The organism is Bradyrhizobium sp. DN3 (assembly GCF_041357655.1).
Classification (GTDB): Bacteria; Pseudomonadota; Alphaproteobacteria; order Rhizobiales; family Xanthobacteraceae; genus Bradyrhizobium.
This window is the reverse complement of record NZ_JAULLN010000003.1, coordinates 271,899-297,871: the sequence shown is the minus strand read 5'-3', so window position 1 is coordinate 297,871 and position 25,973 is coordinate 271,899. Positions and strand designations below refer to the sequence as shown.

At 65.1% G+C, this 25,973-nt stretch carries 16 protein-coding genes; 13 read left to right on the top strand and 3 right to left on the bottom strand.

Annotated elements, in window-relative coordinates; all coding sequences use genetic code 11:
* Positions 1–277: 277 nt before the first annotated feature.
* The 7 genes from AAE027_RS06650 (at position 278) to AAE027_RS06620 (ending at position 11,863) form a co-directional block, all read left to right on the top strand.
* Positions 278–5,482 (top strand): alpha-2-macroglobulin family protein, encoded by a 5,205-nt coding sequence (locus AAE027_RS06650; RefSeq protein WP_370987381.1) that lies wholly within the window; start codon positions 278–280, stop codon positions 5,480–5,482.
* A gap of 11 nt (positions 5,483–5,493) precedes the next feature.
* Positions 5,494–7,602: a penicillin-binding protein 1C gene (gene pbpC / locus AAE027_RS06645; protein WP_370987380.1), complete on the top strand. Its 2,109-nt coding sequence runs from the start codon at positions 5,494–5,496 to the stop codon at positions 7,600–7,602.
* Positions 7,603–7,652: 50 nt separating this feature from the next.
* Positions 7,653–9,395, top strand: coding sequence for an ArnT family glycosyltransferase (locus AAE027_RS06640; protein ID WP_370987379.1), 1,743 nt, complete (start codon positions 7,653–7,655; stop codon positions 9,393–9,395).
* 1 nt (position 9,396) lies between these two features.
* On the top strand, positions 9,397–10,242 hold the full coding sequence (locus tag AAE027_RS06635; RefSeq protein WP_370987378.1) for a phosphatase PAP2 family protein: 846 nt from the start codon (positions 9,397–9,399) through the stop codon (positions 10,240–10,242).
* A 64-nt stretch (positions 10,243–10,306) separates the two neighbouring features.
* The gene (locus AAE027_RS06630) at positions 10,307–11,044 is read left to right on the top strand and encodes a glycosyltransferase family 2 protein (protein ID WP_128933953.1); all 738 of its coding nucleotides are present in this window, start codon (positions 10,307–10,309) and stop codon (positions 11,042–11,044) included.
* Entirely contained in the window at positions 11,041–11,379 is a 339-nt protein-coding gene (locus AAE027_RS06625; RefSeq protein WP_091894846.1) for a lipid-A-disaccharide synthase N-terminal domain-containing protein, read from the top strand. Before AAE027_RS06630 ends, AAE027_RS06625 begins: the two co-directional genes overlap by 4 nt.
* Positions 11,380–11,431: 52 nt before the next feature.
* Positions 11,432–11,863 carry a DUF3592 domain-containing protein gene (locus AAE027_RS06620; RefSeq protein ID WP_370987377.1) on the top strand — a complete coding sequence of 144 codons (432 nt, stop codon included), beginning with the start codon at positions 11,432–11,434 and terminating at the stop codon, positions 11,861–11,863.
* On the opposite strand, the gene AAE027_RS06615 is transcribed toward AAE027_RS06620, so the two are convergent.
* Both AAE027_RS06615 and metC read right to left on the bottom strand, forming a co-directional pair.
* Positions 11,834–13,525: a Na/Pi cotransporter family protein gene (locus AAE027_RS06615; RefSeq protein WP_370987376.1), complete on the bottom strand. Its 1,692-nt coding sequence runs from the start codon at positions 13,523–13,525 to the stop codon at positions 11,834–11,836. The genes AAE027_RS06620 and AAE027_RS06615 overlap by 30 nt on opposite strands.
* A gap of 155 nt (positions 13,526–13,680) precedes the next feature.
* Positions 13,681–14,865: a cystathionine beta-lyase gene (metC, locus tag AAE027_RS06610; RefSeq protein WP_370987375.1), complete on the bottom strand. Its 1,185-nt coding sequence runs from the start codon at positions 14,863–14,865 to the stop codon at positions 13,681–13,683.
* Positions 14,866–15,278: 413 nt separating this feature from the next.
* Here metC and AAE027_RS06605 point away from each other — a divergent pair, with 413 nt between their 5' ends.
* The 6 genes from AAE027_RS06605 to AAE027_RS06580 all read left to right on the top strand — a co-directional run bounded on the left by AAE027_RS06605 (position 15,279) and on the right by AAE027_RS06580 (position 24,476).
* Positions 15,279–16,295, top strand: coding sequence for an amino acid ABC transporter substrate-binding protein (locus tag AAE027_RS06605; RefSeq protein WP_370987374.1), 1,017 nt, complete (start codon positions 15,279–15,281; stop codon positions 16,293–16,295).
* A gap of 25 nt (positions 16,296–16,320) precedes the next feature.
* Complete coding sequence (locus AAE027_RS06600) at positions 16,321–17,526, top strand: amino acid ABC transporter permease (protein WP_370987373.1); 1,206 nt, start codon at positions 16,321–16,323, stop codon at positions 17,524–17,526.
* Positions 17,523–19,043, top strand: coding sequence for an amino acid ABC transporter permease (locus tag AAE027_RS06595; protein WP_370987372.1), 1,521 nt, complete (start codon positions 17,523–17,525; stop codon positions 19,041–19,043). The genes AAE027_RS06600 and AAE027_RS06595 overlap by 4 nt, the downstream gene beginning before the upstream one ends.
* 11 nt (positions 19,044–19,054) lie before the next feature.
* Positions 19,055–19,792: an amino acid ABC transporter ATP-binding protein gene (locus AAE027_RS06590; protein WP_370987371.1), complete on the top strand. Its 738-nt coding sequence runs from the start codon at positions 19,055–19,057 to the stop codon at positions 19,790–19,792.
* A gap of 99 nt (positions 19,793–19,891) precedes the next feature.
* Positions 19,892–22,132, top strand: a complete 2,241-nt coding sequence (locus tag AAE027_RS06585; RefSeq protein ID WP_370987370.1) for an O-linked N-acetylglucosamine transferase, SPINDLY family protein — start codon at positions 19,892–19,894, stop codon at positions 22,130–22,132.
* Positions 22,133–22,232: 100 nt separating this feature from the next.
* On the top strand, positions 22,233–24,476 hold the full coding sequence (locus AAE027_RS06580; RefSeq protein WP_370987369.1) for an O-linked N-acetylglucosamine transferase, SPINDLY family protein: 2,244 nt from the start codon (positions 22,233–22,235) through the stop codon (positions 24,474–24,476).
* 61 nt (positions 24,477–24,537) lie between these two features.
* On the opposite strand, the gene AAE027_RS06575 is transcribed toward AAE027_RS06580, so the two are convergent.
* On the bottom strand, positions 24,538–25,572 hold the full coding sequence (locus tag AAE027_RS06575; RefSeq protein WP_370987368.1) for a cysteine synthase A: 1,035 nt from the start codon (positions 25,570–25,572) through the stop codon (positions 24,538–24,540).
* Between the last annotated feature and the right edge of the window lie 401 nt (positions 25,573–25,973).

Genomic DNA, 25,973 nt, shown 5'->3' with positions numbered 1-25,973 from the left:
TCAGGGTGCCGGGTTGAGCGGCAGTGTACTGGACGATGGATCACATCGCCGGGAGCGCTGGCTAGCTTCCGGGACACGGCCACCGGTCGACCCGTCTGGTATTGCTGCGCCATCAGGACGGCGTGCGCGGCGGTATCTTGATCGGTCTCCTCTGGGCTTGCCTTATCATGGCGAATGCGACGATTTGCACCTTTGGTTCCATCGCCTTGAGTCCGTCACCATTCCGCGCATTTCATTTACCGCCGCGGCGTTCGTCCGCGATTTCCGGGAGTCCATCATGATCGGTCTGATCCGCGCCGTCACACTCTGCGCCACGCTGGCGCTCGGCCTTAGCGCAGCACAGGCCGCCGACAAGGCGTTCAAGCGCGACGATCTCGCCGATTCCGCGATCAAGCTGGAGGCCCAGATCAAGAGCGAAGCGGGCCCGGTCGCAAAGACCAGCGCCACGCTGCGTACCGATGCCGACGCCGCCTTCCGGCGCAACGACTATCGCACCGGCCTCTCGGTGCTCGGGCAGATCGCGGCGACCACGCCGGAGGATGCCGGCAACTGGCTGCGGCTCGCCAAGGTCATCTTCCAGATCTCGCCGAAGACGTCGAGCGAGCAGACGTTCCTCTGGGAGCGTGCCTCGACTGCCGCCTATATCGCTTACCAGCGCGCCGGCAATCCGGGCGAGGAGGCCGACGCGCTCGCCGTGCTCGGCGAGTCGATGGCCGAACGCAAGCTGTGGCGGCCGGCGCTGGATGCGATGCGGCTGTCGCTGGACATGCGCGAGGTCGCCGACGTCCGCGGGCAGTATGAGAAGCTGCGCGACGAGCACGGTTTTCGGCTGTTCGACTATACCGTGGACTCGGATTCGGCGAGCCCGCGCGCCTGCTTCCAGTTCTCGGAAGAGCTCGCCAAGCGCACCGACTTCGCGCCGTACCTGGCGCTGGCTGGTACCGACAAGCCGGCGCTGTCGGCCGAAGGCAAGCAGCTCTGCGTCGACGGGCTGAAGCACGGCGAGCGCTACAACATCAATCTGCGCGCCGGCCTGCCGTCGGCCGTGAAGGAGGGCCTGCCGAAATCGGCCGAGTTCAACGTCTATGTGCGCGACCGAAAACCCTTCGTGCGCTTCACCAGCCGCGCCTATGTGCTGCCCAGGACCGGCCAGCGCGGCATTCCCGTGGTCAGCGTCAACACGCCCGCGGTGAGCATCAACGTGTTCCGCATCGGCGACCGCAACCTGATCAACACGGTCGTCGACAGCGACTTCCAGAAGACGCTGTCGAAATATCAGCTCTCAGATCTCGGCGACGAGCGCGGCGTCAAGGTCTGGTCCGGCGAGCTTGCGACCGCGATGACGCTGAACCAGGACGTCACCACGGCTTTCCCGGTCGACCAGGCGCTCGGCGAGCTCCAGCCCGGTGTGTACGTCATGACCGCTGCGGCCAAGGGGCCGGGCTCCAACGACGAGTACCAGCTCGCCACGCAATGGTTCATCGTCTCCGACCTCGGCGTGTCGGCCTATTCCGGCAATGACGGCATCCACGTCTTCGTCAACTCGCTGGCCTCGACCGATCCGGTCGGCAAGGCCGAGGTGCGCCTGGTTGCCCGCAACAATGAGATTTTGGCCACCCGCAAGACCGACGACAGCGGCCATGTGCTGTTCGAGGCGGGGCTCGCGCGCGGCGAGGGTGGGCTGTCGCCGGCGCTGCTGACGGTCACGGGCGAGAAGGCCGATTATGCCTTCCTCAGCCTGAAGACGAGCGCCTTCGACTTGTCCGACCGCGGCGTCTCGGGTCGCGCGGTGCCGGCCGGCGCCGATGCCTTCGTCTATGCCGAGCGTGGCGTCTACCGTTCCAGCGAGACCGTCTATCTCACCGCGCTGCTGCGTGACGGGCAGGGCAATGCCGTCACCGGGGGGCCACTGACGCTGGTGATCGAGCGTCCCGACGGCGTCGAATTCCGCCGCGCCGTGCTGTCCGACCAGGGCGCCGGTGGCCGCACGCTCGCCGTGCCGCTCAACTCGGCCGTCCCGACCGGGACCTGGCGGGTGCGCGCCTTTACCGATCCGAAGGGCACATCGGTCGGCGAGACCACTTTCATGGTCGAGGACTACGTTCCTGATCGGATCGAATTCGACTTGTCCGCCAAGGACAAACTGATCAAAGCCAATGCTCCAGTGGAGCTGAAGGCGGACGGTCATTTCCTCTATGGCGCGCCGGCCTCGGGCCTCCAGCTCGAAGGCGACATGCTGGTGGCGCCTGCGAGCCAGCGCCCGGGCTTTGCCGGCTACCGGTTCGGCGTCGACGACGAGGAGACCACCTCGAACGAGCGCACGCCGCTGGAGAACTTGCCGGAAGCTGACGCCAACGGCGTTGCGACCTTTCCGGTGACGCTGGACAAGCAGCCGGCCTCCACCCGCCCGCAGGAGGCACAGATCTTCGTCCGCATGGTCGAGACCGGCGGCCGGGCCGTCGAACGCAAGCTCGTGCTGCCAATCGCGCCGGCGACCGCCATGATCGGCGTCAAGCCGCTGTTCGGCGACAAGAACGTCGCCGAGGGCGACAAGGCCGAGTTCGACGTCGTGTTCGTCTCGCCCGAGGGTAAGACACTCGCCCGCGATGGCCTGCGCTACGAGCTCCTGAAGATGGAGTCGCGCTACCAGTGGTATCGCCAGAACAATTACTGGGAGTACGAGCCGGTCAAGTCCACCTCGCGCGTTGCGGACGGTGATGTCGTGATCGCCGCCGACAAACCGTCGCGGATTTCGCTGACCGCCCAGCCCGGCCGCTATCGGCTCGATGTGAAGTCGAACGACGCCGACGGCCCGGTGACCTCGGTGCAGTTCGACGTCGGCTGGTATTCCGATGGCAGCGCCGACACGCCGGACCTGTTGGAGACCTCGATCGACAAGCCGCAATACGCCTCCGGCGACACCATGACGGTGTCCGTGAATGTGCGCAGCGCCGGCAAGCTGACCATCAACGTGCTCGGCGATCGCCTGCTGACGACGCAGACCATCGACGTCAAGGAAGGCACGGCGCAGGTGAAGCTTCCAATCGGCAAGGACTGGGGCACCGGCGCCTATGTGGTGGCGACGCTGCGCCGTCCGCTCGATGCGGCCGCGCAGCGCATGCCGGGCCGGGCGATCGGCCTGAAATGGTTCGGCATCGACAAGCAGACCCGCACACTCCAGGTGAAGCTGACGCCACCGGCGCTGATCCGGCCGAACTCGACCCTGAAGATCCCGGTTAGGCTTGACGGTCTCAATCCGGGCGAGGACGCCAAAATCGTCATCGCCGCGGTCGATGTCGGCATTCTCAACCTCACCAACTACAAGCCGCCGGCGCCGGATGATTACTATCTCGGCCAGCGCCGCCTCAGCGCCGAGATCCGCGATCTCTACGGGCAGCTCATCGACGGCATGTCGGGCACGCGTGGCCAGATCAAGTCCGGCGGCGATGCCGGAGCGGGCGAGCTCCAGGGCTCGCCGCCCACGCAGAAGCCGCTCGCGCTCTACTCGGGCATCGTCACGGTCGCAGCTGACGGCACCGCGGAAGTGAGCTTCGACATTCCGGAGTTCGCCGGCACCGCGCGCGTGATGGCGGTGGCGTGGACCGCCACGAAACTCGGTCGCGCCAATACGGATGTCGTGATCCGCGATCCCGTGGTGCTGACGACGACCCTGCCGCGCTTCCTGCTCAATGGCGATCGCGGCACGGTCAATCTCGAGATCGACAATGTCGAGGGCCAGGTCGGCGACTACGTCATCAACGTGAAGACGGGCGGGCCGGTGAAGATGACCGGCAATCCCGCGACCACAGTCAAGCTCGCCGCCAAGCAGCGCAACGCGTTCTCGCTCGCGATCGACGCAACCGCGGCGGGGCAGGCGACGCTCGACGTCGACATCAAGGGGCCGAACGGCCTTACGCTCGCGCGTCACTATGCGCTCGACGTCAAGGCGGCGACGCAGGTGCTGGCGCGGCGCTCGATCCGTACGCTGGCGAAGGGCGAGAGCCTGACGCTGACGCCGGACATGTTCTCCGACCTTGTGCCGGGCACCGGCAGCGTCTCGGTGTCGGCGAGCCTGTCAACCGCGCTCGATGCCGCGACGATCCTGAAAGCGCTCGACCGCTATCCCTATGGTTGCTCGGAGCAGATCACGAGCCGCGCGATGCCGCTGCTCTACGTCAACGATCTCGCCGCCGGCGCGCATCTCGCCATGGACACCGAGGTTGACCAGCGCATCCGCGACGCGATCGAGCGGCTCTTGGCGCGGCAAGGCTCCAACGGCTCGTTCGGCCTGTGGTTGGCGGGCGGTGACGATGCCTGGTTGGATGCCTATGTGACGGACTTCCTGACCCGCGCCCGCGAAAAGGGCTTTGCGGTGCCGGACGTGCTGTTCAAGAACGCGCTCGACCGCATCCGCAACTCCGTCGTCAATGCCAACGAGCCGGAGAAGGACGGTGGCCGCGAGCTCGCCTATGGCCTCTACGTGCTCGCACGCAATGGCGCGGCTCCCATCGGCGACCTCCGCTATCTCGCCGATACTAAGCTCAGCAACCTCGCAACCCCAATCGCGAAGTCGCAGCTTGCGGCGGCGCTGGCGCTGGTCGGCGACCGCAATCGCGCCGAGCGGGTCTATGGTGCCGCGCTCGACAGCCTCGCGCCGAAACCGGTGCTGGAGTTTGGCCGCACCGACTATGGCTCGCAGCTTCGCGATGCCGCGGCGCTGGTTTCGCTCGCGAGTGAAGGCAACGCGCCGAAGGCAACGCTGACGCAGGCGGTATCGCGGGTCGAGACCGCGCGCGGGCTGACGCCCTACACCTCCACGCAGGAGAATGCTTGGCTGGTGCTGGCGGCGCGGGCGCTGGCCAAGGAGAACTTGTCCATGGAAGTGGACGGCCAGCCGGTCAAGACCGCGCTCTATCGCAGTTACAAGGCCGCGACGCTGGAGGGCAAGCCGCTGAAGATCACCAACACCGGTGATGCGCCAGTGCAGGCGGTGGTCTCGGTGTCGGGCTCGCCGGTCACGCCGGAGCCGGCGGCGTCGAACGGCTTCAAGATCGAGCGCAATTATTTCACGCTCGACGGCAAGCCCGCCGACATCAGCAAGGTCAAGCAGAACCAGCGCTTTGCGGTGGTGCTGAAGATTACCGAGGCGAAGCCCGAATACGGCCACATCATGGTGTCCGACTATCTGCCGGCGGGCCTCGAGATCGACAATCCGAAGCTGGTCTCGTCCGGCGACAGCGGCACGCTGGACTGGATCGAGGATGGCGAGGAGCCTGAAGACACCGAATTCCGCGACGACCGCTTCACCGCGGCGGTCGACCGGGCCTCGGATTCCAAATCGGTCTTCACCGTCGCCTATGTCGTGCGCGCGGTCTCGCCCGGCAAATACGTGCTGCCGCAGGCCTATGTCGAGGACATGTATAATCCCTCGCGCTACGGCCGCACTGGGACGGGGACCGTCGAGGTGCGGGCGGCGAAGTGAGTGAGAATGGGATGAACGAAGTCAGCAAGGGCGGCGGTAGAGCAGGGCGAGGCGGCGTCATGCGTGCCCTGTCGGCCGTCGCCTTTGCCTTCATCCTCACCATCGTCGGGTTCGTCGCCTGGGTCTATTCCCTCGGTCCTTTGCCGCTCGACGAGGCGCGGCAGGGCTCCACCACCATCGTCGACCGCAATGGCAAGCTGCTGCGCGCCTATGCCATGGCGGACGGGCGGTGGCGGCTGCCGGTCGATGCCAGGACGAACGTCGATCCGACCTATCTAAAACTGCTGCTCGCCTATGAGGACCAGCGCTTCTACGCCCATGACGGCATCGACCCGCTGGCGTTGGGCCGGGCCGCGTTGCAGCTTGCAACGCGCGGCCACATCGTGTCGGGCGGCTCGACCATCAGCATGCAGCTTGCGCGGCTGATGGAGCCGCGGCGACAGCGTTCGCTTTATGCCAAGCTGCGGCAGATGGTGCGGGCCATCGAGATCGAGCGAAGCTTGAGCAAGGAGCAGATCCTCGACCTCTATCTCGCGCTCGCCCCTTACGGCGGCAATCTCGAAGGCATCCGGGCCGCCTCGATCGCCTATCTCGGCAAGGAGCCGAAGCGGCTGTCATTGGCGGAGGCCGCGCTGCTGGTGGCTCTGCCGCAATCGCCGGAGACGCGGCGGCTTGACCGCCATCCCGAGGCAGCCCGCATCGCGCGCGACCGCGTGCTCGACCGCATGGTCTCCGAGCATCAGGTCAGCGCGGAAGATGCGAAGCAGGCCAAGGCCGTTGCCATTCAGAAGCTGCGCAAACCGATGCCGATCCTGGCGCCGCATGCCTCCGACACCGCGCTTTCGATCGTGAAGGACACGCCGGTCATCAAGCTGACGCTGGATGCGAACTTGCAAAAGGTGCTGGAGCCGCTGGCGCGTGATCGTGCCATCGCGCTCGGGCCAAATATCTCGGTCGGCATCATCGTGGTCGACAATGAGAGCGGCGACGTGCTCGCCCGCGTCGGCTCGGCCGATTATTTCGACGAGAGCCGGGCAGGGCAGGTCGACATGACCCGCGCCATCCGCTCGCCGGGCTCGACGCTGAAACCCTTCATCTACGGGCTCGCCTTCGAGGATGGCTTCGTCCATCCGGAGAGCCTGATCGACGACCGGCCGGTCCGCTTCGGCTCCTACGCGCCGGAAAATTTCGACATGACGTTCCAGGGTACGGTGCCGGTGAGGAAGGCGCTGCAATTGTCGCTGAACGTGCCTGCCATCGTGCTCCTCGATCGCGTCGGCTCCAGCCGGCTGGCCTCGCGGTTGCGGCAGGCCGGCGGCAATCTCGTGTTGCCCAAGGACGAGGCGCCCGGGCTCGCCATGGGTCTCGGCGGCGTCGGCGTCACGCTCCAGGACCTCGTCCAGCTCTATACGGGTTTCGCACGTCTCGGCACCACCAAGCCGCTGCGTGAGATCATAGCTGATAGGGATGACCGCGAGCCGTTGCGGCTGCTGGACCAGGTTGCGGCCTGGCAGGTCGGCAATGTGCTCTTGGGCACGCCGCCCCCGGAGAACGCCGCTCATAACCGGATCGCCTTCAAGACCGGCACCTCGTACGGCTATCGCGATGCCTGGTCGGTGGGCTTCGATGGCCGCATGACCGTCGGCGTCTGGGTCGGCCGGCCCGACGGAGCCCCGGTTCCCGGCCTGATCGGGCGCGTCGCTGCCGCGCCGATCCCGTTCGACGCCTTCGCCCGGACCGGCAAGACGCTGGCTCCATTGCCGAAGCCCCCGAGGGGAACCCTGGTGGCCAGCAACAGCAAGTTGCCGCTGCCGCTGAAGAGGTTCCGTCCGGTCGGGGAACTGGTGCGCACCGGCGGCGAGCAGGCGCTGCACATTCAGTTTCCGCTCAACGGCTCGCGGATCGAAGTCGATCGATCGAGTGGTCGGGAGAGCGCAGCCATGCCGGTCAAAGTCGCCGGCGGCGTTCTGCCCATGACCGTCATGGTTAATGGAACCGCGCTCGGCGAGATCGACGGACGTCGCCAGCGGCTGATCGATCCGCCCGGCCCGGGCTTTGCGCGGCTCACCGTGATCGATGCCACGGGCGCGGCGGACACAGTTGTCATTCGAATTCAATGAGCCCGGCTTAAGCGGTTGTGGCGATGGCGGTTTCAGCGTAAGCGGAACCAATGGCCGAGACCTACCCAACTCCCCGTTTTGGAGCCCCCCGCGAGCCGAAATCGCCCGTCAATCCAGGCAGCGGGCTCGTGCGAATGCTCGATATCGTCACGGCCAGCCACGCCCATGCGGTTGGCTTCCTGGTGCTGTGCGCGCTGCTGCTATTCCTGCCGGGCTTCTTCACCATCCCGCCGATCGACCGCGACGAAGCGCGCTTTGCCCAGGCCACCAAGCAGATGGTCGAGAGCGGCGACTATGTCGACATCCGCTTCCAGGAGGACGTCCGCTACAAGAAGCCGGTCGGCATCTACTGGCTGCAATCGGCCGCGGTCGAAACCGCCGCGGCGCTCAAGCTGCCGAAGGCCGAATTGCGCATCTGGGTCTACCGGCTGCCGTCGCTGTTAGGAGCCATCGGCGCCGTGCTCATGACCTATTGGGCCGCGCTTGGCTTCGTCACGCGGCGCGCCGCGGTGCTGGCGGCGCTGATGATGTGCGCCTCGGTGCTGCTCGGTGTCGAGGCGCGTCTCGCCAAGACCGATGCGATGCTGCTGTTCTGCGTGGTCGCCGCGATGGGCGCGATGGCGCGGGCCTATCTGTCCTGGCAGCGAGCGGAAGATGAGACCCATCCGCCCTGGAGCTGGCCGGCGATCTTCTGGAGCGCGCTCGCCATCGGTATCCTGATCAAAGGTCCGCTGATCCTGATGTTTGCGGGCCTGACCATCGTCGCGCTCGCGATCCAGGACCGCGATGCCTCCTGGCTATGGCGGCTGCGTCCGGTCTGGGGCCTGATGTGGATGCTGGTGCTGGTGCTGCCCTGGTTCGTCGCGATCTTCTGGCGCGCGGGCGATGCCTTCTTCGCCGATTCCGTCGGCGGCGACATGCTGAGCAAGATCGGCGCCCAGGAATCCCACGGCGCGCCGCCCGGGCTTTATCTCGCGCTGTTCTGGATCACCTTCTGGCCGGGCGCGCCGCTCGCGGCGATGGCGGCGCCCGCAGTCTGGCGAGCGCGGCGCGAGCCCGGCGCGCAGTTCCTGCTGGCCTGGCTGGTCCCGTCGTGGATCGTGTTCGAGGCCGTGCTGACCAAGCTGCCGCACTATGTGCTGCCGCTGTATCCCGCGATCGCGATCCTCACCGCGGGGGCGGTGGAGCGGCGTGTGCTGTCGCGGTCCTGGCTGATGCGCGGCTCGGCCTGGTGGTTCGCGATCCCCGCGGCCGCCTCGATCATCGCCGTGGTCGGCGCGGTGATGCTGACGCGCCAGCCGGCCTTCGTGGCCTGGCCGTTCATCGCGGCATCGCTGATCTTCGGCCTGTTCGCCTGGTGGCTCTACGACAACAATCGCGCCGAGCGCTCGCTGCTCAACGCGCTGGTCGCCGCGCTGATGCTGGCGGTGACGGTCTACGGCATCGTGCTGCCGTCGCTGATCCCGCTGTTTCCGAGCATCGAGATTGCGCGCGCACTTCGCAACGTCACCTGCGTCGGACCGAAGGCGGCTGCTGCCGGCTATCACGAACCGAGCCTCGTCTTCCTGACGGGCACGCAGACGCTGCTCACCGACGGCTCGGGCGCGGCCGACTTCCTGCGGCAGGGCAGCTGTCGCTTCGCGCTGATCGAGCAACGCTCGGAGCGTAGCTTCGTGCAGCGCGCCGAGGCGATCGGGCTGCGCTACAAGGTCGGTACGCGCATCGAGGGCTATAATTTCTCGCAAGGGCGCGCGATCGCGATCTCGATCTTCCGCTCGGAAGGCACCGAATAGGATGCGGGCCCCGAACGACATTGGGCCGCGCGCAGGCTATCCCGCGCAATTGCTCGCCGTGTCCTGGCATGCGCTGGCGCAACTCGTGCGCACGCCCTCGCATTCGCGCCGCGCCGAGGCCGCACGGAGGCTGGCGCGGCATTCGCTCTGGATCAGTGCAGCGGGCGCAGCCCTGGTCATCGTGCTGATGGTCGCGTTCGATCTGACCGAGATCCAGCTGATGCCGGCGCGGGGCACGCCAAGCCTGTGGCCAATCCGCATCCTCACCGATTTCGGCAAGGACGAGTATGTGCTGTCGGTGCTGGGGGCTGCGCTTGTGGCTGTGGCGTTCGTTGCGGCAGGGCTGCACGGGACTCGCCGTGCGCTGCTGCTTGGCCTCGGCACGCGGCTGCAATTCATGTTTCTGTCGGTTGCCGTATCAGCGTTGGTCGCCGAGATCCTGAAATATCTCATCGGACGCGGACGTCCATTCGTCGGCGGACAAGCCAACCCGTTCAACTTCATCCCGTTCGAGGGGACGGGGGCTTATGCCAGCCTGCCGTCGGGCCATGCAGTGGCAGCGTTCGCCTTGGCGTTTGCGGTGTCAGCATTGTGGCCGCGCCTGCGCGTGTTCATGTTCACATACGCAATCGTGATCCTCTTGACGCGCTTGGTGCTGCTCGCGCATCACCCCAGCGACGTCGTGGCCGGCGCCATGGTCGGTACGGTCGGCGCCTTGGCCGTCCGCTATTGGTTCGCAGCTCGAAGGCTGGGCTTTGCCATCCGCGCGGACGGCACGATCGTACCCCTTCCAAGGGCGGTATCGAGCCGTCTCAAAAGGGTTGCCCACGGGGCATCCGCCCCATAAAAGCGGCTGCCTGCCGGGGCGCCGGTTCCTTGGAGGCAGGCCAATTCCAACCACGAGCCTTGATTTGTCGACGTCCCAGCCATCGGTTTCCATCGTCGTTCCCGTGCGCAACGAAGCCGACAACATCGCGCCCTTGATCGAGGAGATCACGGCGGCGCTCGATGGCCGCTGGGCCTATGAGATCATTTACGTCAACGACGGCTCGACGGATGCGACCGGCGAACGGCTTGCCGGCATCATGAAGCAGCGGGGCAATCTGCGTCAGCTCCGCCATGCGAGATCGGGCGGCCAATCGGCAGCCGTGCGCAGTGGTGTGCGTGCGGCGCGCGGGGTGATCGTTGCCACGCTCGACGGCGACGGACAGAACAATCCGGCATTCCTGCCGGACCTGATCGCGGCGGTCGAGAAGGGGGCGGGGCGCGTCGGGCTCGCCGCCGGCCAGCGGATCGGCCGCAAGGACACCGGCTTCAAGAAGTTACAGTCGCGCGTGGCGAACGGCGTTCGCAACGCGATCCTGAAGGATGGCACGCGCGACACCGGCTGCGGTCTGAAGGCGTTCCGGCGCGACGTGTTCCTGATGCTGCCCTATTTCGACGGGCTGCATCGCTTCCTGCCGGCGCTGGTCCGCCGCGAAGGCTACGACATTGCCTATGTCGACGTGATCGACCGGCCGCGCCGTTCCGGCGTGTCGAATTATGGCTTCTTCGACCGGCTGTGGATCGGCATCATGGATCTCGCCGGCGTGTGGTGGCTGATCCGCCGCAAGAAGACGACGCCAGATGTGACCGAGGTGAACGCATGATCATCCAATACGGTCAGGCGCTGAGCAACTATCTCTACGACGTCTTCGTCGCCAAGTTCGATTTCTGGCTCGCGTTCGGCCTCGTCGCGCAATTGTTCTTCACTGCGCGCTTCCTGGTGCAGTGGATCGCGAGCGAACGGGCCGGCAACAGCGTGGTGCCGATGGCGTTCTGGTTCTGCTCGATGGGCGGTGGGCTGATGACGCTGGTCTACGGCGTCGTGAAGCGCGAGCCGGTCATCATCCTCGGACAGGCGCTCGCGACCATCATCTATATCCGCAACATCATGCTGATCGTGAAGAACCGCGGCAGCGCCTCGAAGACGCTGGACCGCTGAGCGGGGGGGGCAGCGCCCCGGGCCCTCCAACTCCCCGATCGGCATGCGCAAATTGTCGACTGTTCTGTTCGTGTCAGTCGTTGCTGCCGGCCTGCTGCTGCTCTCGCTCGGCGTTCTCGAACTCGGCAGCACGATCGCATTCCTCGCGCGGGCCGAGCAGACGGACGCGCGTTTTGTGGGGGCGGTCGCGCGACGCGGCGGAAATCACGGAGGAACGTTCCTCTATCCGACGTTTCGATTCCAGACAGCCGACGGCCGCTCGATGACGTTCACCTCCTCGTCAGGATCGACCGATCAGCCCTATTCCGATGGCGAGCGGGTCAATATCGCCTACGATCCCCGGCGGCCGGAACATGCGCGGCTCGTATCGTTCCTGACGCTATGGATCAGTCCGACCCTGCTGTGCGCCGCCGGCCTGCTGCTTTCGGGAGGCGCGATTCTCGTTCGCGCTGGATTAGCGCGGCAACGCCGACGCCGCGCCTGACGCGGGCACGGCGGCTTGATCGGCCTCGTGCCGGCGATAGGGTTCGCCGGCCGCGTCCAGCACGGGGTAGGCGACCGAGCAGATATGCGAGTGGATGCGGCGCAGATCACGCAGCACGTCCAGATGCAGCGACGTGGTCTCGATGGTCTCGGGGCGGCCCTCGCGCAGCCGATCCAGATGGCGCTCGACGGCGGCAAGCTCGGTATTGCGCAGCGCCGTCTTCTCCACCAGCAGCTTGCGCGCCTCATTTGCGTCACCCGACATGAAGACGCCGAAGGCGATCCGCAGCGAATCCATCGTGCGCTTGTGGAAGGCGGCGAGCTCCTCGGCCCCCTCGGCCGAGAACTGGAAGCGCCGTTTGATCTTCTTGGTGGCGAGCTCGCTCAGGCTCTTGTCGATGATGTCGCCGATATGCTCGAGGTTGATGGCGAAGGAGATGATCTCCATCGCGCGCCGTCCTTCGCTCTCGTCGAGGCTGCCCCGCATGAGTTTCGTCACGTAGAGCTTGATGGCCTCGTCGAGACCGTCGACGAGATTGTCCGTCTTCGAGACCTGGTCGACCAGCGCGCGGTCGCCGGTCATCATCGCGGCCATCACCTTGCGCAGCATGACCTCGACGAGGTCGCCCATGCGCAAGGTCTCGCGGGCGGCGTCGGCGAGCGCCAGTGACGGCGTCTCCAGCGCGGTCTCGTCGAGATAGCGCGGGCGGGCCGGATCGGCCTCCTTGACGCGATCGGGCAGCAGCCGGGTCAACAGGCGCGACATGATATCGAGCAGGCCGATAAAGAGGACGGCGGTGCCGACGTTAAAGGCGATGTGGAAGGCGGCTGTCATCCGGGCGAGGTCGGGCTGCCAGGCCTGCATGTGCTCGGCGATCACGCCCAGGAAAGGCAGGACCAGGGCAATCCCGATCACGCGGTTGACGAGATTGCCGACCGGCAGGCGGTAGCTCGCGGGATCGTCGCGCCTGGCGCCCTCGAACACGGGATTGATGGCGCTGCCGAGATTGGCTCCGAGCACCAGTGCGAGGGCCGCATAAGGCGTCACGAACTGCGAATAGGCCAGCGACATGATCAGCAGGACGCTGGCGACGCTCGAATGCACCGCCCAGGTGATGAGAGCCGCGATGACGATGCACAGAATGGGATCGCCTGTTATGGCCGACATCACGACGCGGACGCCGGGCGCGTTCTCCGCCGGCGCCAGCGTGTCGAGCAGAATGTGCAGCGAGAGCAGCATCAGGCCGAGGCCGATGCAGACACGGCCGATGTCCTTGATCCGCGATCGCGGGCCTGAGCGGAAGGCGACGAGGCCGAGCACGAACAGCACCGGCGCAACGGCTGCGATGTTGAACGACAGCACCTGCACGATCAGCGTCGTGCCGACGTTGGCCCCGAGCATGATGGCGAGCGCGGCGGCGAGGCTGACGAGGCCCTCGGCGGCGAACGAGCTGGTGATCAGGGCGGTCGCCGTGCTGCTCTGGAGCAGGGCGGTGAGCCCGAGGCCGGCGGCGAAGGCGCTGACGCGGTTGCTCAGCGCCTTGCTGAGCAGGCGCCGCAGGTCGGGACCGAAGGCGCGCAAGATCCCGCTGTGGACCATGTGCAGGCCCCACAACAACAGCGCAACGCCGCCCATGAGATCAAGCAGAACCAACGTTCCCATGCTCCGTGTCCGGATTGGAGTCGATTGGTGAGGCTAGCGCCAAACGTCGGCGGATCAAATCATTTGTTGGCGCGTCGCCGTTAACGTTTACGGCGCGTGCACGTTCCCGCGGCGCGCGATGCCGCGTCCTCGCGCACGATGCCCTGTGAGCAGGCTCACGTTGCCGCCTTGAGAGCAGCGAAGCCGCGGTCGAGATCGGCCTTGAGGTCGTCGACGCTCTCGAGCCCGATGTGCAGGCGCAGAGTCGGGCCGCCCGGCGCCCATTTGGTCGCGGTGCGATAGCTGTCGCAGTCGAAGGGAATCACGAGGCTCTCGAAGCCGCCCCAGGAGAAGCCCATGCCGAACAGCTTGAGCGTGTCGAGCATGGTGTCGACCGCCTTCTGCGGCGCCGGCTTCAGCACGATGCTGAACAGGCCGGACGCGCCGGTGAAGTCACGCTTCCAGATCGCATGGCCGGGATCGGTTTCGAGTGCCGGATGCAATACGCGCGCAACCTCGGGTCTGGCGGCGAGCCAGCGCGCCATGTCGAGCCCCGAACGATGATGCTGCGCCAGCCGCACCGACAGCGTGCGCAGACCGCGCAGCGCCAGGAAGACGTCGTCGGGGCCGGCACAGACGCCGAGCAGGCGGATGCCTTCGGCGACCATCGGCCAAGCCTTGGCGTTGGCCGAGATGGTGCCGAACATGATGTCGGAATGGCCGCCGATATATTTGGTGGCCGCCTGCATGCTGATGTCGACGCCCTGTTCGAGCGAGCGGTGATAGAGCGGCGTCGCCCAGGTGTTGTCGTCGATGACGATCGCGCCGCGACCATGGGCGACCTCGGCGATGGCGCGGATGTCGGGCATCTCGAACGACTGCGAGCCTGGCGCCTCCACCAGGACGGCACGGGTGTTGGGCTTGAACAGCTTATCGATGCCGGCGCCGATCAGCGGATCGAAATAGGTGGTCTCGATGCCATAGCGGGTCAGCATGCCGTTGCAGAAATTGCGCGAGGGCCGATAGACGTTGTCGCAGACCAGGAGATGGTCGCCGGCCTTCAGCACCGAGAGCAGGGTGGTCGAGATCGCCGACAGTCCCGACGGCACGATGCCGACGCCGGCGCATTGCGGCCCCTCCAGCGCCATCAGCGTCTCCTGGAAGGCCTTCGTGGTGGGGGAACCGTGGCGGCCATACGTGAACTCGCCGCGATGGGCATGCAGGTCCTCGGCGGTCGGATAGAGCACGGTCGAGCCGTGAAATACCGGCGGATTGACGAACCCCTTCTGCGCCTTGGTGTCGCGGCCGGAGGTGACCAGCCGGGTCTCGGCCTGCTGCTGGGAGGGGTGCGAGGAATCCATGCGTCTGCTTTCAAAACCGCGTTTCCAGCGGGCGCGTCGCGCCCGCGGGCTGGCCGAAAGGCCGCTGTCGTTAATAACAGAACACATTAATAACAGAACACAGAAGAGTCCCGTCAACCCCTTGACCCGGCACGCCAGTCGTTCTGTGATGCGCAGGTGCTATTCAGTCGCCGCATGTTGAGGGGCCTGCCGCGACCTTCGATCCATCGCCTGACCGGACTTTGCGCTACAGCCATAATGGCGGGCGCCTTTCGGCGGGGATGAAGGTATGGCCTCCCGGGATCGGCGGGTGTTCGGCTAGGTTTGCCAGCATGAGTCTTGCAAGGCTAGCCTTGGTACGATTGACCCTGGCAGAGATGACCCCAAAGACAACGTTCCCGACACTTGAGACGATTTTGAAAGGCCCAAAGCCCATGAAACGCGTAACCCTGGCTCTCACTCTGGCTCTCGCCACGGGCCTCACCGCGCAGGCCGCCGATGCGCAAACGCTCAAGACCGTCAAGGACCGGGGCATGCTGTCCTGCGGCGTCAGCCAGGGCCTGCCGGGCTTCTCATCGCCCGACGACAAGGGCAACTGGACCGGGCTCGACGTCGACGTCTGCCGCGCCATCGCCGGGGCGATCTTCAACGATCCGACCAAGGTCAAATACGTGCCGCTGTCCGCTAAGGACCGCTTCACGGCCCTGCAATCCGGCGAGATCGACGTGCTCTCGCGCAACACCACCTGGACCATCTCGCGCGACACCTCGCTCGGTGCCAACTTCACCGGCGTGACCTATTATGACGGGCAGGGCTTCATGGTGAAGAAGTCCCTCAAGGTGAATTCCGCGCTCGAGCTCAATAGCGCATCGGTCTGCGTGCAGACCGGCACCACCACCGAGCAAAATCTCGCCGACTACTTCAAGGCCAACAACATGAAGTACGAGGTGATCGCGTTCGGCACCAACGACGAAACGGTCAAGGCCTATGAAGCCGGCCGCTGCGACGTCTTCACCACCGACCAGTCGGGCCTGTACGCCAACCGCCTCAAGCTCGCCAATCCCAACGACCATATGGTGCTCCCCGAAATCATCTCGAAGGAGCCGCTCGGGCCGATGGTGCGCCACGGCGACGACCAGTGGTTCGACATCGTGAAATGGACGCTGTTTGCGATGATCACGGCTGAAGAGCTCGGCGTGACCTCGAAGAACGTCGACGAGAAGGCGAAGCTGGAAAGCCCGGAGCTGAAGCGCGTGCTCGGCAGCGACGGTAATTTCGGCGAACAGCTCGGCCTGACCAAGGACTGGGTGGTGCGGATCGTGAAGGCGGTCGGCAATTACGGCGAGGTGTTCGACCGCAACGTCGGCTCGGGCTCGCCGCTGGCCATCAATCGCGGGCTCAACAATCTCTGGAACAAGGGTGGTCTCCAGTACGCGCCGCCGATCCGCTGATCACCCTGATCCGCAGCTCGCGGCGATGAGCACCGAGGCCCGTAAACCGCCGCCCCAGATCGCGCTGAAGATCAGGCGTGTGCTGGGCGGCAAGGCAGGCTGGAACGGCATTGCCGTCCAGTTTGCCTTCGCGGCGATCCTGGGCTGGATCGGCTATGAGATCGTCTCCAACGCCCGCGCCAACCTCGAAAACCAGCACATCGCCGCCGGCTTCGGCTTCCTCCGCAACAATGCCGGCTTCGACGTCAATCAGACCCTGATTCCCTACACCGGCTCGGACACGTTCCTGCGCGTGTTCGTGGTCGGGCTCCTGAACACGCTCGTGGTCTCGGTGGTCGGCATCGTCTTCGCGACCGTGATCGGCTTCATCGTCGCGCTGTGCCGGCTGTCGCCGAACTGGCTCTTGTCGCGCGTCGGCGAGATCTATGTCGAGCTCATCCGCAACCTGCCGCTGCTGTTCCAGATCCTGTTCTGGTACCTCGCGGTGCTGGCGGCGTTGCCCAATCCGCGGCAGAGCATTTCGCTGCTCGGCATTGCCTTCCTTAGCAATCGCGGCCTCGTCGTTCCCAGCCCGATCGGCGAGAGCGGTCTCGAGCCGTTCCTGGCGATGCTGGCGCTCGGCATCGTCGCGGCGCTGGCCTTGCGCATCTATGCGCGGCGCGCGCTGTTTCAGGAAGGGCGGATGATCCGGATCTGGCCGTATGTGCTGGGTCTGCTGTTCGGGCTGCCGCTCGCCACCATCTTGGTGTTCGGTTTACCTTTCACCGTCGAGTTGCCGCAGCTCAAAGGGTTCAATTTCGCCGGCGGCTCGCGCATCATCCCGGAGTTCGTGGCGCTGACCTTGGCGCTATCGACCTATACCGCCGCCTTCATCGCCGAGATCGTGCGCGCCGGCATCCTGTCCGTCCACAAGGGGCAGATGGAGGCGGGGTCCTCGCTGGGTCTCAGCCGCGGCACCACGCTCCGGCTGATCGTCGTGCCGCAGGCTATGCGCGTCATCGTGCCGCCGCTGACCAACCAATACCTCAACCTCACGAAAAATTCCTCGCTGGCGGTCGCGATCGGCTATCCTGATCTGGTGTCGGTATTCGCCGGCACCTCGCTGAGCCAGACCGGCCAGGCGATCGAGATCATCGCCATGACGATGGGCGTCTACCTCCTGATCTCCCTCGTCACCAGCGCGATCATGAGCGTCTACGGTTGGCGCGTCAGCCGGAGCCTCGGCGCATGAGCGATATTGCGACGTCCGCCTTCGTCCGTCGGGACCTGGTCGCCGAGCGTCCCGCGCCGGTCAAGACCACGGGCTTCATCGGCGTGCTGCGCACCCGCCTGTTCAACTCGCCGACCAACATCCTGCTCACGATCGTGGGCGCGCTGCTGCTCTGGTTCACCATCGTTCCCTCGGTCAAGTTCCTGATGGTCGATGCGGTCTGGACCGGCAAGGATCGCACGGCTTGCCTCGCCGAGAACGCCGGCTTTGCGGTCGGGGCCTGCTGGCCCTACATCCAGGCCAAGCTGCCGCAACTGATCTATGGCTTCTATCCCGAGGCCGAGCGCTGGCGGGTCAATCTCACGTTCGTCTTGGCGGTGGTCCTGCTGGCGCCGATGCTCATTCCCAGGCTGCCCGCGAAGGGGCTGAATGCCAGCCTGTTCTTCATCGCCCTTCCCGTGGTGGCATTCTTCCTGTTGCACGGCGGCGGCCTCAGGGGATTGGGCCTGAGCTGGACGGCCGGCCTGCTGCAATTGTTCGACGAAAGCCTCATCGGCGCCGGGCAGGCGCTGCTCAATCTCAGCAAGACGTCCGCCATCGCACCGCTGCTGTGGGCCGTCGGAAGCCTCATCCTGCTGGTCGGCACGGCGATCTCCTGGCTGATCTTTCCGCTCACCTGGCTGCGCGACCAGATCCAGGAGACGGGGCAGCCGGTCTGGGCCGATTTCGCCATCACGGCCGCGATTGTCTGCCTGATCGCCTTCGTGCTTGGTGGTGGCATTCGCACCGGGGGGCGGGCTCTGGCATCCAGCATCGCCGCCTTCATCGGCATCGCGATCGTCATCAAGCTGATGGGCCTCGACCGTGGGGGATTGCCGGTTGTCGCAACCAATCTCTGGGGTGGCCTTCTGGTGACGCTGGTGGTCTCCGTCACCGGCATCGTCACCTCGCTACCGATCGGTGTCGCGCTGGCGCTCGGCCGCCGCTCCACCATTCCGCTGATCCGGATCTTCTCGATCGCCTTCATCGAATTCTGGCGCGGCGTGCCGCTGATCACCGTGCTGTTCTTCGCAACTTATATGCTGCCTTTGTTCCTGCCCGGCAATTTCACCGTCGACGGGCTCGTGCGCGCCCTGATCGGGATTGCGCTGTTCACGGGCGCCTATCAGGCCGAGAACGTCCGCGGCGGCTTAGCCGCGATTCCGCGCGGGCAGGGCGAGGCGGCCGCGGCCCTGGGGCTATCCTGGTGGAAGACGACCTCGCTGATCGTGCTGCCGCAGGCGCTGCGCCACGTCATTCCGAACCTCGTCAACAGCTTCATCTCGCTGTTCAAGGACACCTCGCTGGTCTCGATCGTGGCGCTGTTCGATCTTCTCGGCTCGCTCCGCGCCTCGTTCTCGGATCCGAAATGGTCGACGCCGTCGACCGCGTTCACCGGCTTTGCCTTTGCCGGCGTCATCTATTTCATCTTCTGCTTTGGAATGTCGCGCTACTCGCTGTTCGTCGAGCACCGCCTCAACGCTCACCGCCGCAACTGATGGAGCTCACCATGTCCGACCCCATCGTCAAGATTTCCGGCCTCAACAAATGGTACGGCGACTTTCACGTCCTGCGCGACATCGACCTCGAGGTTCACAAGGGCGAGCGCATCGTGATCTGCGGGCCCTCGGGTTCGGGCAAGTCGACGCTGATCCGCTGCATCAACGCGCTCGAGGAATTCCAGGAGGGCGAGATCGTCGTCGACGGCATCGAGCTCGGTCCGAACCTCAAGCGTATCGATGCGGTGCGACGCGAAGTCGGCATGGTGTTTCAGAGTTTCAATCTGTTCCCGCATCTCACGGTCCTCGATAATTGCACGCTGGCGCCGATCTGGGTGCGCAACATCCCCAAGAAGGATGCCGAGGAGGCCGCCATGAAATTCCTGGAGCGGGTCAAGATCCCGCACCAGGCCAACAAGTTTCCCGGCCAGATGTCCGGCGGCCAGCAGCAGCGCGTCGCGATCGCCCGTGCGCTGACCATGAACCCGAAGGTGATGCTGTTCGACGAGCCGACCTCGGCGCTCGACCCCGAAATGGTCAAGGAGGTGCTCGACACCATGGTCGATCTCGCCGAGGAGGGTATGACCATGCTGGTCGTCACCCACGAGATGGGCTTTGCCCGCGAGGTCGCCAACCGCGTCGTGTTCATGGACGCCGGCCAGATCATCGAGGCCAACACGCCGAAAGAATTCTTCGCCGCCCCGCAGCACGCCCGCACCAAGCTTTTCCTGAGCCAGATCCTGCGCTGAGCCCCGGGAAATCCCGGGGGCGTCCCCGCTCCAGCTGATCAGCCGGCCCCAGTCGCGAATCAGTTAGACTCTTTCCGGGCAATCCTCCGGAGAGACACCTTGCAGGGCAGTGGCGGCGCGCGCGCATTCCAGAACGCGCGATTGCAGAAAAAATTGATGAAGCAGGCGGACGCCATCCTCGCCGCCGCGGCCGCCGCGTATGGCCAGGGCAGATTTGCCGAGACCGAGGCGCTCTGCCGTGAGATCCTGAAAGCGATTCCGGATCATGTCGACGCCATGCACTTGTTCGGTATGTGCGCGCATGACGGCCGGCGCCTGGAGGAGGCGCAACAATTGCTTGAGCGCGTGATCGAGCTCGATCCACGCCTGCACGATGCCCATAACAATCTCGCCACCGTGCATTTCGACCTTGGCAACTACGAACAGGCGCGCCGGTGTCAGGAGAGGGCCATCGCGCTGAAGCCGAATTTCGCGGTCGCGCTGACCAACCTCGGCAACACGCTGATGCATTTAGGGCTGTACGGACAGGCGCTCGAGCTGCACGAACGCGCCATCAAGTTGAAGCCGGATTATGCCGATGCGTTCTGCAATCGCGGCATGGTCGAGATCTTGCTTGGACAGGTCACTCGCGCCAAGGAAAGTTTCGATCGCGCCCTGCTGTTTCAGCCGCGTCACGCCGAGGCCATCGTCGGCAGCGGCATGGTCAGCATGGAGCTGCGGCACCACGAGGAAGCAGCAGCCAAGTTTGCCATGGCGCTCGCGATCAAGCCCGGCGCGCCGAGGATCCTGGCCCAGCGCGGGCGCCTCAGTTACGAGCTGCAGCGCCTGGAGCCCGCGCTTGCGGATTTCGAGGCGGCGCTTGCGATTTCGCCCAAGCTCGAACTGGCGCTCCGGGGGAAGGCGCAGGCCTGCCTCGTCATGGGAAAGACCGCGCAGGCGATGGCGGCCGCTACGACCTTGATCGAGCGAAATCCGCGCTCCGAGATGGGGTTGGCGCTGATGGGCTTCGCTTATTCGAACCAGGGGGACATGGACGCCGCGATCGAATATCTCGATCGTGCGCTGGCGATCCGACCGGACTATGGCGATGCGATCAGGGGCAAGATCTTCTTGCAGGACTACCGTGCCGAGGCCGATTTCGTGGTCCAGCAGGCGGTCCGACGAGACTGGTGGGACTTGATCGGCTCCAAGCTGCCGCGAAGGGAGCTGCCGAAGCGGCCGCTTAATCCGGAAAAGCGGATCGTGGTCGGCTATGTCGCTGCCGAATTCCGGCAGCACTCGGCGGGGCTCACTTTGCTGCCGGTGCTGCGCCATCATGATCACGCCAGATTTGAAATCATCTGCTACTACTCTTGGCCGGGAGAGGACGAGTACACCGCCAAGTTCAAGCAAATGGCGGACGTCTGGGTCGACGCCTGGCAGCTATCGGACGACGAACTCGCCGATCGCATTCAGGCCGACAATGTCGACATCCTCATCGACGTTTCGGGCCACACGACCGGTAACAGGCTGCAGGTCTTCGCGCGGAAGCCGGCCCCGATCCAGGCCACCGGCTTCGGACACGCGACGGGCACGGGCATGCAGACCATGGACTATGTGCTCGCGGATCCCATTTTCATTCCGCCATCGGTTCGGCATTTGTTTGCCGAAAAGATCCACGATCTGCCGTGCCTGATCACGATGGAGCCCGTCTCGGATCTGGCGCCTTCCGAGCTGCCGATGCTCCGCAACGGCTACGTCACCTTCGGCGTGTTCAACCGCATCTACAAGATATCGGACGATGCGATCCGGGTGTGGTCGCGTTTGATGCGAGAGCTGCCGGGATCGAAAATCATCCTCAAGCATGGTCTGCTCGATGACCAATTGCTGCGCGATAGCCTGGTCGCGCGCTTCGTGGCGCAGGGCGTTGCCGAGGAGAACATCACCTGCCTGGGCACCACCTCGCGCAACGACCACCTGGCGGCTTTTGCCCAGGTCGATATTTCCCTCGATACGTTCCCGCAAAATGGCGGCATCAGCACCTGGGAATCGCTCTACAAGGGTGTTCCCGTGGTGGCCAAGCTCGGCAACGGGGCGTCGTCGCGCGCCGGCGCCTCCATCGTGGCCGCCGTCGGTCTCGGCGACTGGGTCGCCGAGGATGACGAGGGCTATATCGAGATCGCGCGCAAATTTGCGACGCAGCCCGATCATCTCGCGAAGTTGCGCGCGCAGTTGCCGGCTCAGATTGCAGCCTCGCCCGCCGGCAATGTCGAGATCTACACGCGTGAGCTCGAGGCGGGTTACCGCCAGTTCTGGCGCGATTATTGTGCCGCCGCCTCGGACGGCGGCGACCTGGCATAAGCAGGTCGGTTGCCCCCGGGGCGTTACTGGTCCAGCTGACGGGGCGGCGCCGGCCGCGAATCAGTTAGACTCTCTCCGGGCCATCCTCCGGAGAGATACCTTGCAGAGCAGCGGCGCCGGCGCGCGCGCGTTCCAGAACGCGCGATTGCAGAAGAAATTGAAGAAGCAGGCGGACGCCATCATCTCCGCCGCGGCAAGTGCTCATGGCCAGGGACGATATGCAGAGAGCGAGGCGCTGTGCCGTCAGATCCTGCAAGCCGTTCCCGATCATTTCGACGCCACGCACCTGCTCGGCCTGTGCGCGCATCAAGGCGGCCGCCTGGAGGAGGCGCAACAGCTGCTCGCGCGCGCGATCGCGCTCGAGCCGCGTTCGCATGAGGCCTATAACAATCTCGCGACCGTACACTCCGGTCTCGGGCAATTTGAGGCCGCCCGCGCATGTCAGGAGAAGGCGATCGCGCTGAAGCCGAATTTTCCGCAGGCCCTGACCAGCCTCGGTAATACGCTGCTCCACCTGAACCTGCCCGAACAGGCGATCGAATCGTACGACCGCGCCATTCGGCTGAAGCCGGACCATGCCGATGCGCTTTGCAATCGAGGCTTGGCGGAGCTGACGCTGCGCCAGTTTGATCGCGCCAAGCAAAGTTTCGAGCGCGCATTGGTGTTTCAGTCGCGGCACGTGGAAGCGCTCGTCGGCAAAGCCGTGGTCAGTATCGAGCTCAAGCACTACGATGAGGCGGAAGCCGCGCTCGGCGCGGCGCTGACGATCAGGCCCAATTCGGCCAAGGCCCTGGCACACCGCGGACGGCTCCATCTCGAGCTGTCGCGGTCGGAGCGGGCGGCAGCGGATTTTGATGCAGCGCTGGCGCTTTCGCCCAGGCTCGAGGTGGCCTTGCAGGGAAAGGCGCAGGTCGCGCTTGCCATGGGCAACACGGCGCAGGCGATTGCGGCCGTCAAGACCTTGCTCGAGGAAAATCCGCGCTCCGCGATCGCGATGACGCTGCTCAGCGCCTGTTTTGCAAACCAGGGAGAGATCGCATCCGCGATCGAGCATCTCGACGCCGCGCTGGCACTCGCGCCGGACCATGCGGACTTGATCGCGCGGAAGATCCACTTTCTGGATTTTCTTTCCGACGCCGATTTCGCGGTCCAGCAGGCCGCGCGAAAATATTGGTGGGACGCGATCGGCGCCAGGTTGCCGCAACGGAAGCTCTCACCCCGGCAACTCGATCCTGACAGGCGGATCGTGATCGGTTATGTCGCTGCCGAGTTCTGGTACCATTCGGCGGCGTTCGGCCTGCTGCCGGTGCTGCGCCATCATGATCACGCGGAATTCGAAATCGTCTGCTATTCGTGCTCGCCGTTGCGAGACGAGATGACTGCCGAATTCAAGTCGTTGGCGGACGTCTGGGTGGACGCCTGGCAGCTTACGGACGACGAGCTGGCCGATCGTATCCAGGCCGACAATGTCGATATCCTGATCGACGTGTCCGGGCATTCGACCGGCAACAGGCTACCCGTATTCGCCCGCAAGCCGGCTCCCATCCAGGTCACGGGCTTCGGCCACGCGACCGGTACGGGCCTTCAGACCATGGACTACGTGCTCGCCGATCCGGTCTTCATTCCGCAATCGGCGCGCCATCTGCTCGCCGAAAAGGTTCACGATCTGCCGTGCCTGATCACGACCGATCCGATCCTGGATGTGCCGCCTTCGGAGCTTCCCATGCTCCGCAACGGCCATGTCACCTTCGGCGTGTTCAACCGCATCTACAAGATCTCGGACCAGGCAATCCGCGTGTGGGCGAAAGTGATGCGCGAGGTGACCGGATCGAAGATCATCATCAAGCATACTTTGCTCGATGATTCCTTGCTGCGCGACAGTCTGATCGCGCGGTTCGTGGCGCAGGGGATCGCCGAAGAGAACGTCATCTGCATGGGCTCGACCCCACGCCACGAGCACCTGTTGGCCTTCGCGCAGGTTGACATCTCCCTCGACACGTTCCCGCAAAATGGCGGCGTCAGCACCTGGGAATCCCTCTATGCGGGCGTTCCAGTCGTCGCCAAGCTCGGCAACGGTGCCTCGTCGCGCGCCGGTGGCGCCATCGTGGCTGCCGTCGGGCTCGACGACTGGGTCGCCGAGGACGACGAGGGCTACGCCGCAATCGCGTGCAAATATGCGGCGCAGCCTGCGCAGCTGGCGAAGTTGCGCGCGGAGTTGCCGGCTCGGATCGCAGCTTCCCCGGCCGGCAATGTCGAGATCTATACGCGCGGGGTCGAGGCGGGCTATCGCCAGTTCTGGCGCGACCATTGTGCCGCGGCCTCCGAGCGCGGCGACGTCGCGTAAACAGCCGGCCGCGCGGGCCCCTTGGGCGCGCGCTTTCCGGATGTGAGGAAGCCTACGGCAGTCAGACGAATGGCGGCTTGATGTTGCTGCGCTTCTCCAGCCACTCCGGCACGGGAAGGTTCTTGGCGCGCATGAAGTCCGCGTTGAACAGCTTCGACTGATAGCGGCTGCCGGAATCGCAGAGCACGGTGACGATTGTCTTGCCGGGTCCGAGCTGCTTCGCAAGGCGTATCGCGCCGACGATATTGATGCCGGTGGAGCCGCCGAGGCACAGGCCTTCGTGCTGGAGCAGCTCATAGATCGCGCTGACGGCTTCAGCGTCGGGAATGAGATAGGCGTCATCGACCTTGGCCGTCTCGACGATCGCGGTCGCGCGGTTGAGGCCGATGCCCTCGGTGATCGAGCCGCCGGGCGTAGCCTTGGGATCGCCGGTCCTGAAATATTCGTACATGCCGGCGCCGTGCGGATCGGCGCAGGCGATGCGGATGTTCTTGTTCTTCTCTTTGAGATAGCGGCTGACGCCGGCGAGCGTGCCGCCGCTGCCGACCGAGCAGACGAAGCCGTCGACCTTGCCGTCGGTCTGCTCCCAGATCTCGGGTCCTGTGGATTCGTAATGCGCCTTGGCGTTGTCGAGGTTGTTCCACTGATCGGCGAAGAGCACGCCATTGGGTTCGGTCTTGCGCAGCTCGTCGGCAAGGCGCCGGCCGACATGCTGGTAGCTGTTGGGGTTGGCATAGGGCAGGGCCGGCACCTCGATCAGCTCGGCGCCGCACAGCTTCAAGAAATCCTTCTTCTCCTGGCTCTGCGTCTCCGGGATCACGATCAGGGTGCGATAGCCGCGCGCGCTCGCAACGACCGCAAGCCCGATGCCGGTATTGCCGGCCGTCGCTTCGACCACGAGACCACCCGGCTTCAGCTCGCCGCGCTTTTCGGCCTCCAGGATCATCCATTTGCCGGCCCGGTCCTTCACCGACTGGCCGGGATTCATGAACTCGGCCTTGCCCAGGATGGTGCAACCGGTCAATTCCGAGGCGCGCTTGAGCTTGATGAGCGGGGTGTTGCCGATGGCTTCGACAACGTCATTCTTGATGGTCATATCGGGGGAAATCACTGGCAAAGGGGTTGATCAGCTTGGCCAGAACCTAGTGCTTGCAAGACAAAAGGGGAAGGCTTTTGCGCTGCGGCGAAACCGGTCGAAGCCCCCGCCGCAGCAGGGATATTTTTGAGAGCACAGACCCGGCGATGATGTGCTGGCCGCGAGGCGGGATATCGGTAGGAGAATATGGGCGATCTTCGTCCGAGCACGGAAGATAACGATCGTCGTGGGCGGTCCTCGCGACAATCTTCGCCTTCGGCGGCATGTCTCGATGTCGAGCTGGGTGAAAGGCGCCTGGAAGTTTGAAGGCATATCTGAGCGAGGCGCGTTCGTGTTCGGCAATTGACGATCTCGTGAGAGTGGTCCGGCCGGACCTCGAGATCGAGCTGAAGCCGCGTGGG

Bases quoted from the DNA above. Each gene is read 5' to 3' on its own strand.
- AAE027_RS06650 (WP_370987381.1), top strand. From the start codon at position 278: ATGATCGGTCTGATCCGCGCCGTCACACTCTGCGCCACGCTGGCGCTC.
- pbpC (WP_370987380.1), top strand. From the start codon at position 5,494: ATGAACGAAGTCAGCAAGGGCGGCGGTAGAGCAGGGCGAGGCGGCGTC.
- AAE027_RS06640 (WP_370987379.1), top strand. From the start codon at position 7,653: ATGGCCGAGACCTACCCAACTCCCCGTTTTGGAGCCCCCCGCGAGCCG.
- AAE027_RS06635 (WP_370987378.1), top strand. From the start codon at position 9,397: ATGCGGGCCCCGAACGACATTGGGCCGCGCGCAGGCTATCCCGCGCAA.
- AAE027_RS06625 (WP_091894846.1), top strand. From the start codon at position 11,041: ATGATCATCCAATACGGTCAGGCGCTGAGCAACTATCTCTACGACGTC.
- AAE027_RS06615 (WP_370987376.1), bottom strand. From the start codon at position 13,525: ATGGGAACGTTGGTTCTGCTTGATCTCATGGGCGGCGTTGCGCTGTTG.
- metC (WP_370987375.1), bottom strand. From the start codon at position 14,865: ATGGATTCCTCGCACCCCTCCCAGCAGCAGGCCGAGACCCGGCTGGTC.
- AAE027_RS06605 (WP_370987374.1), top strand. From the start codon at position 15,279: ATGAAACGCGTAACCCTGGCTCTCACTCTGGCTCTCGCCACGGGCCTC.
- AAE027_RS06600 (WP_370987373.1), top strand. From the start codon at position 16,321: ATGAGCACCGAGGCCCGTAAACCGCCGCCCCAGATCGCGCTGAAGATC.
- AAE027_RS06595 (WP_370987372.1), top strand. From the start codon at position 17,523: ATGAGCGATATTGCGACGTCCGCCTTCGTCCGTCGGGACCTGGTCGCC.
- AAE027_RS06590 (WP_370987371.1), top strand. From the start codon at position 19,055: ATGTCCGACCCCATCGTCAAGATTTCCGGCCTCAACAAATGGTACGGC.
- AAE027_RS06575 (WP_370987368.1), bottom strand. From the start codon at position 25,572: ATGACCATCAAGAATGACGTTGTCGAAGCCATCGGCAACACCCCGCTC.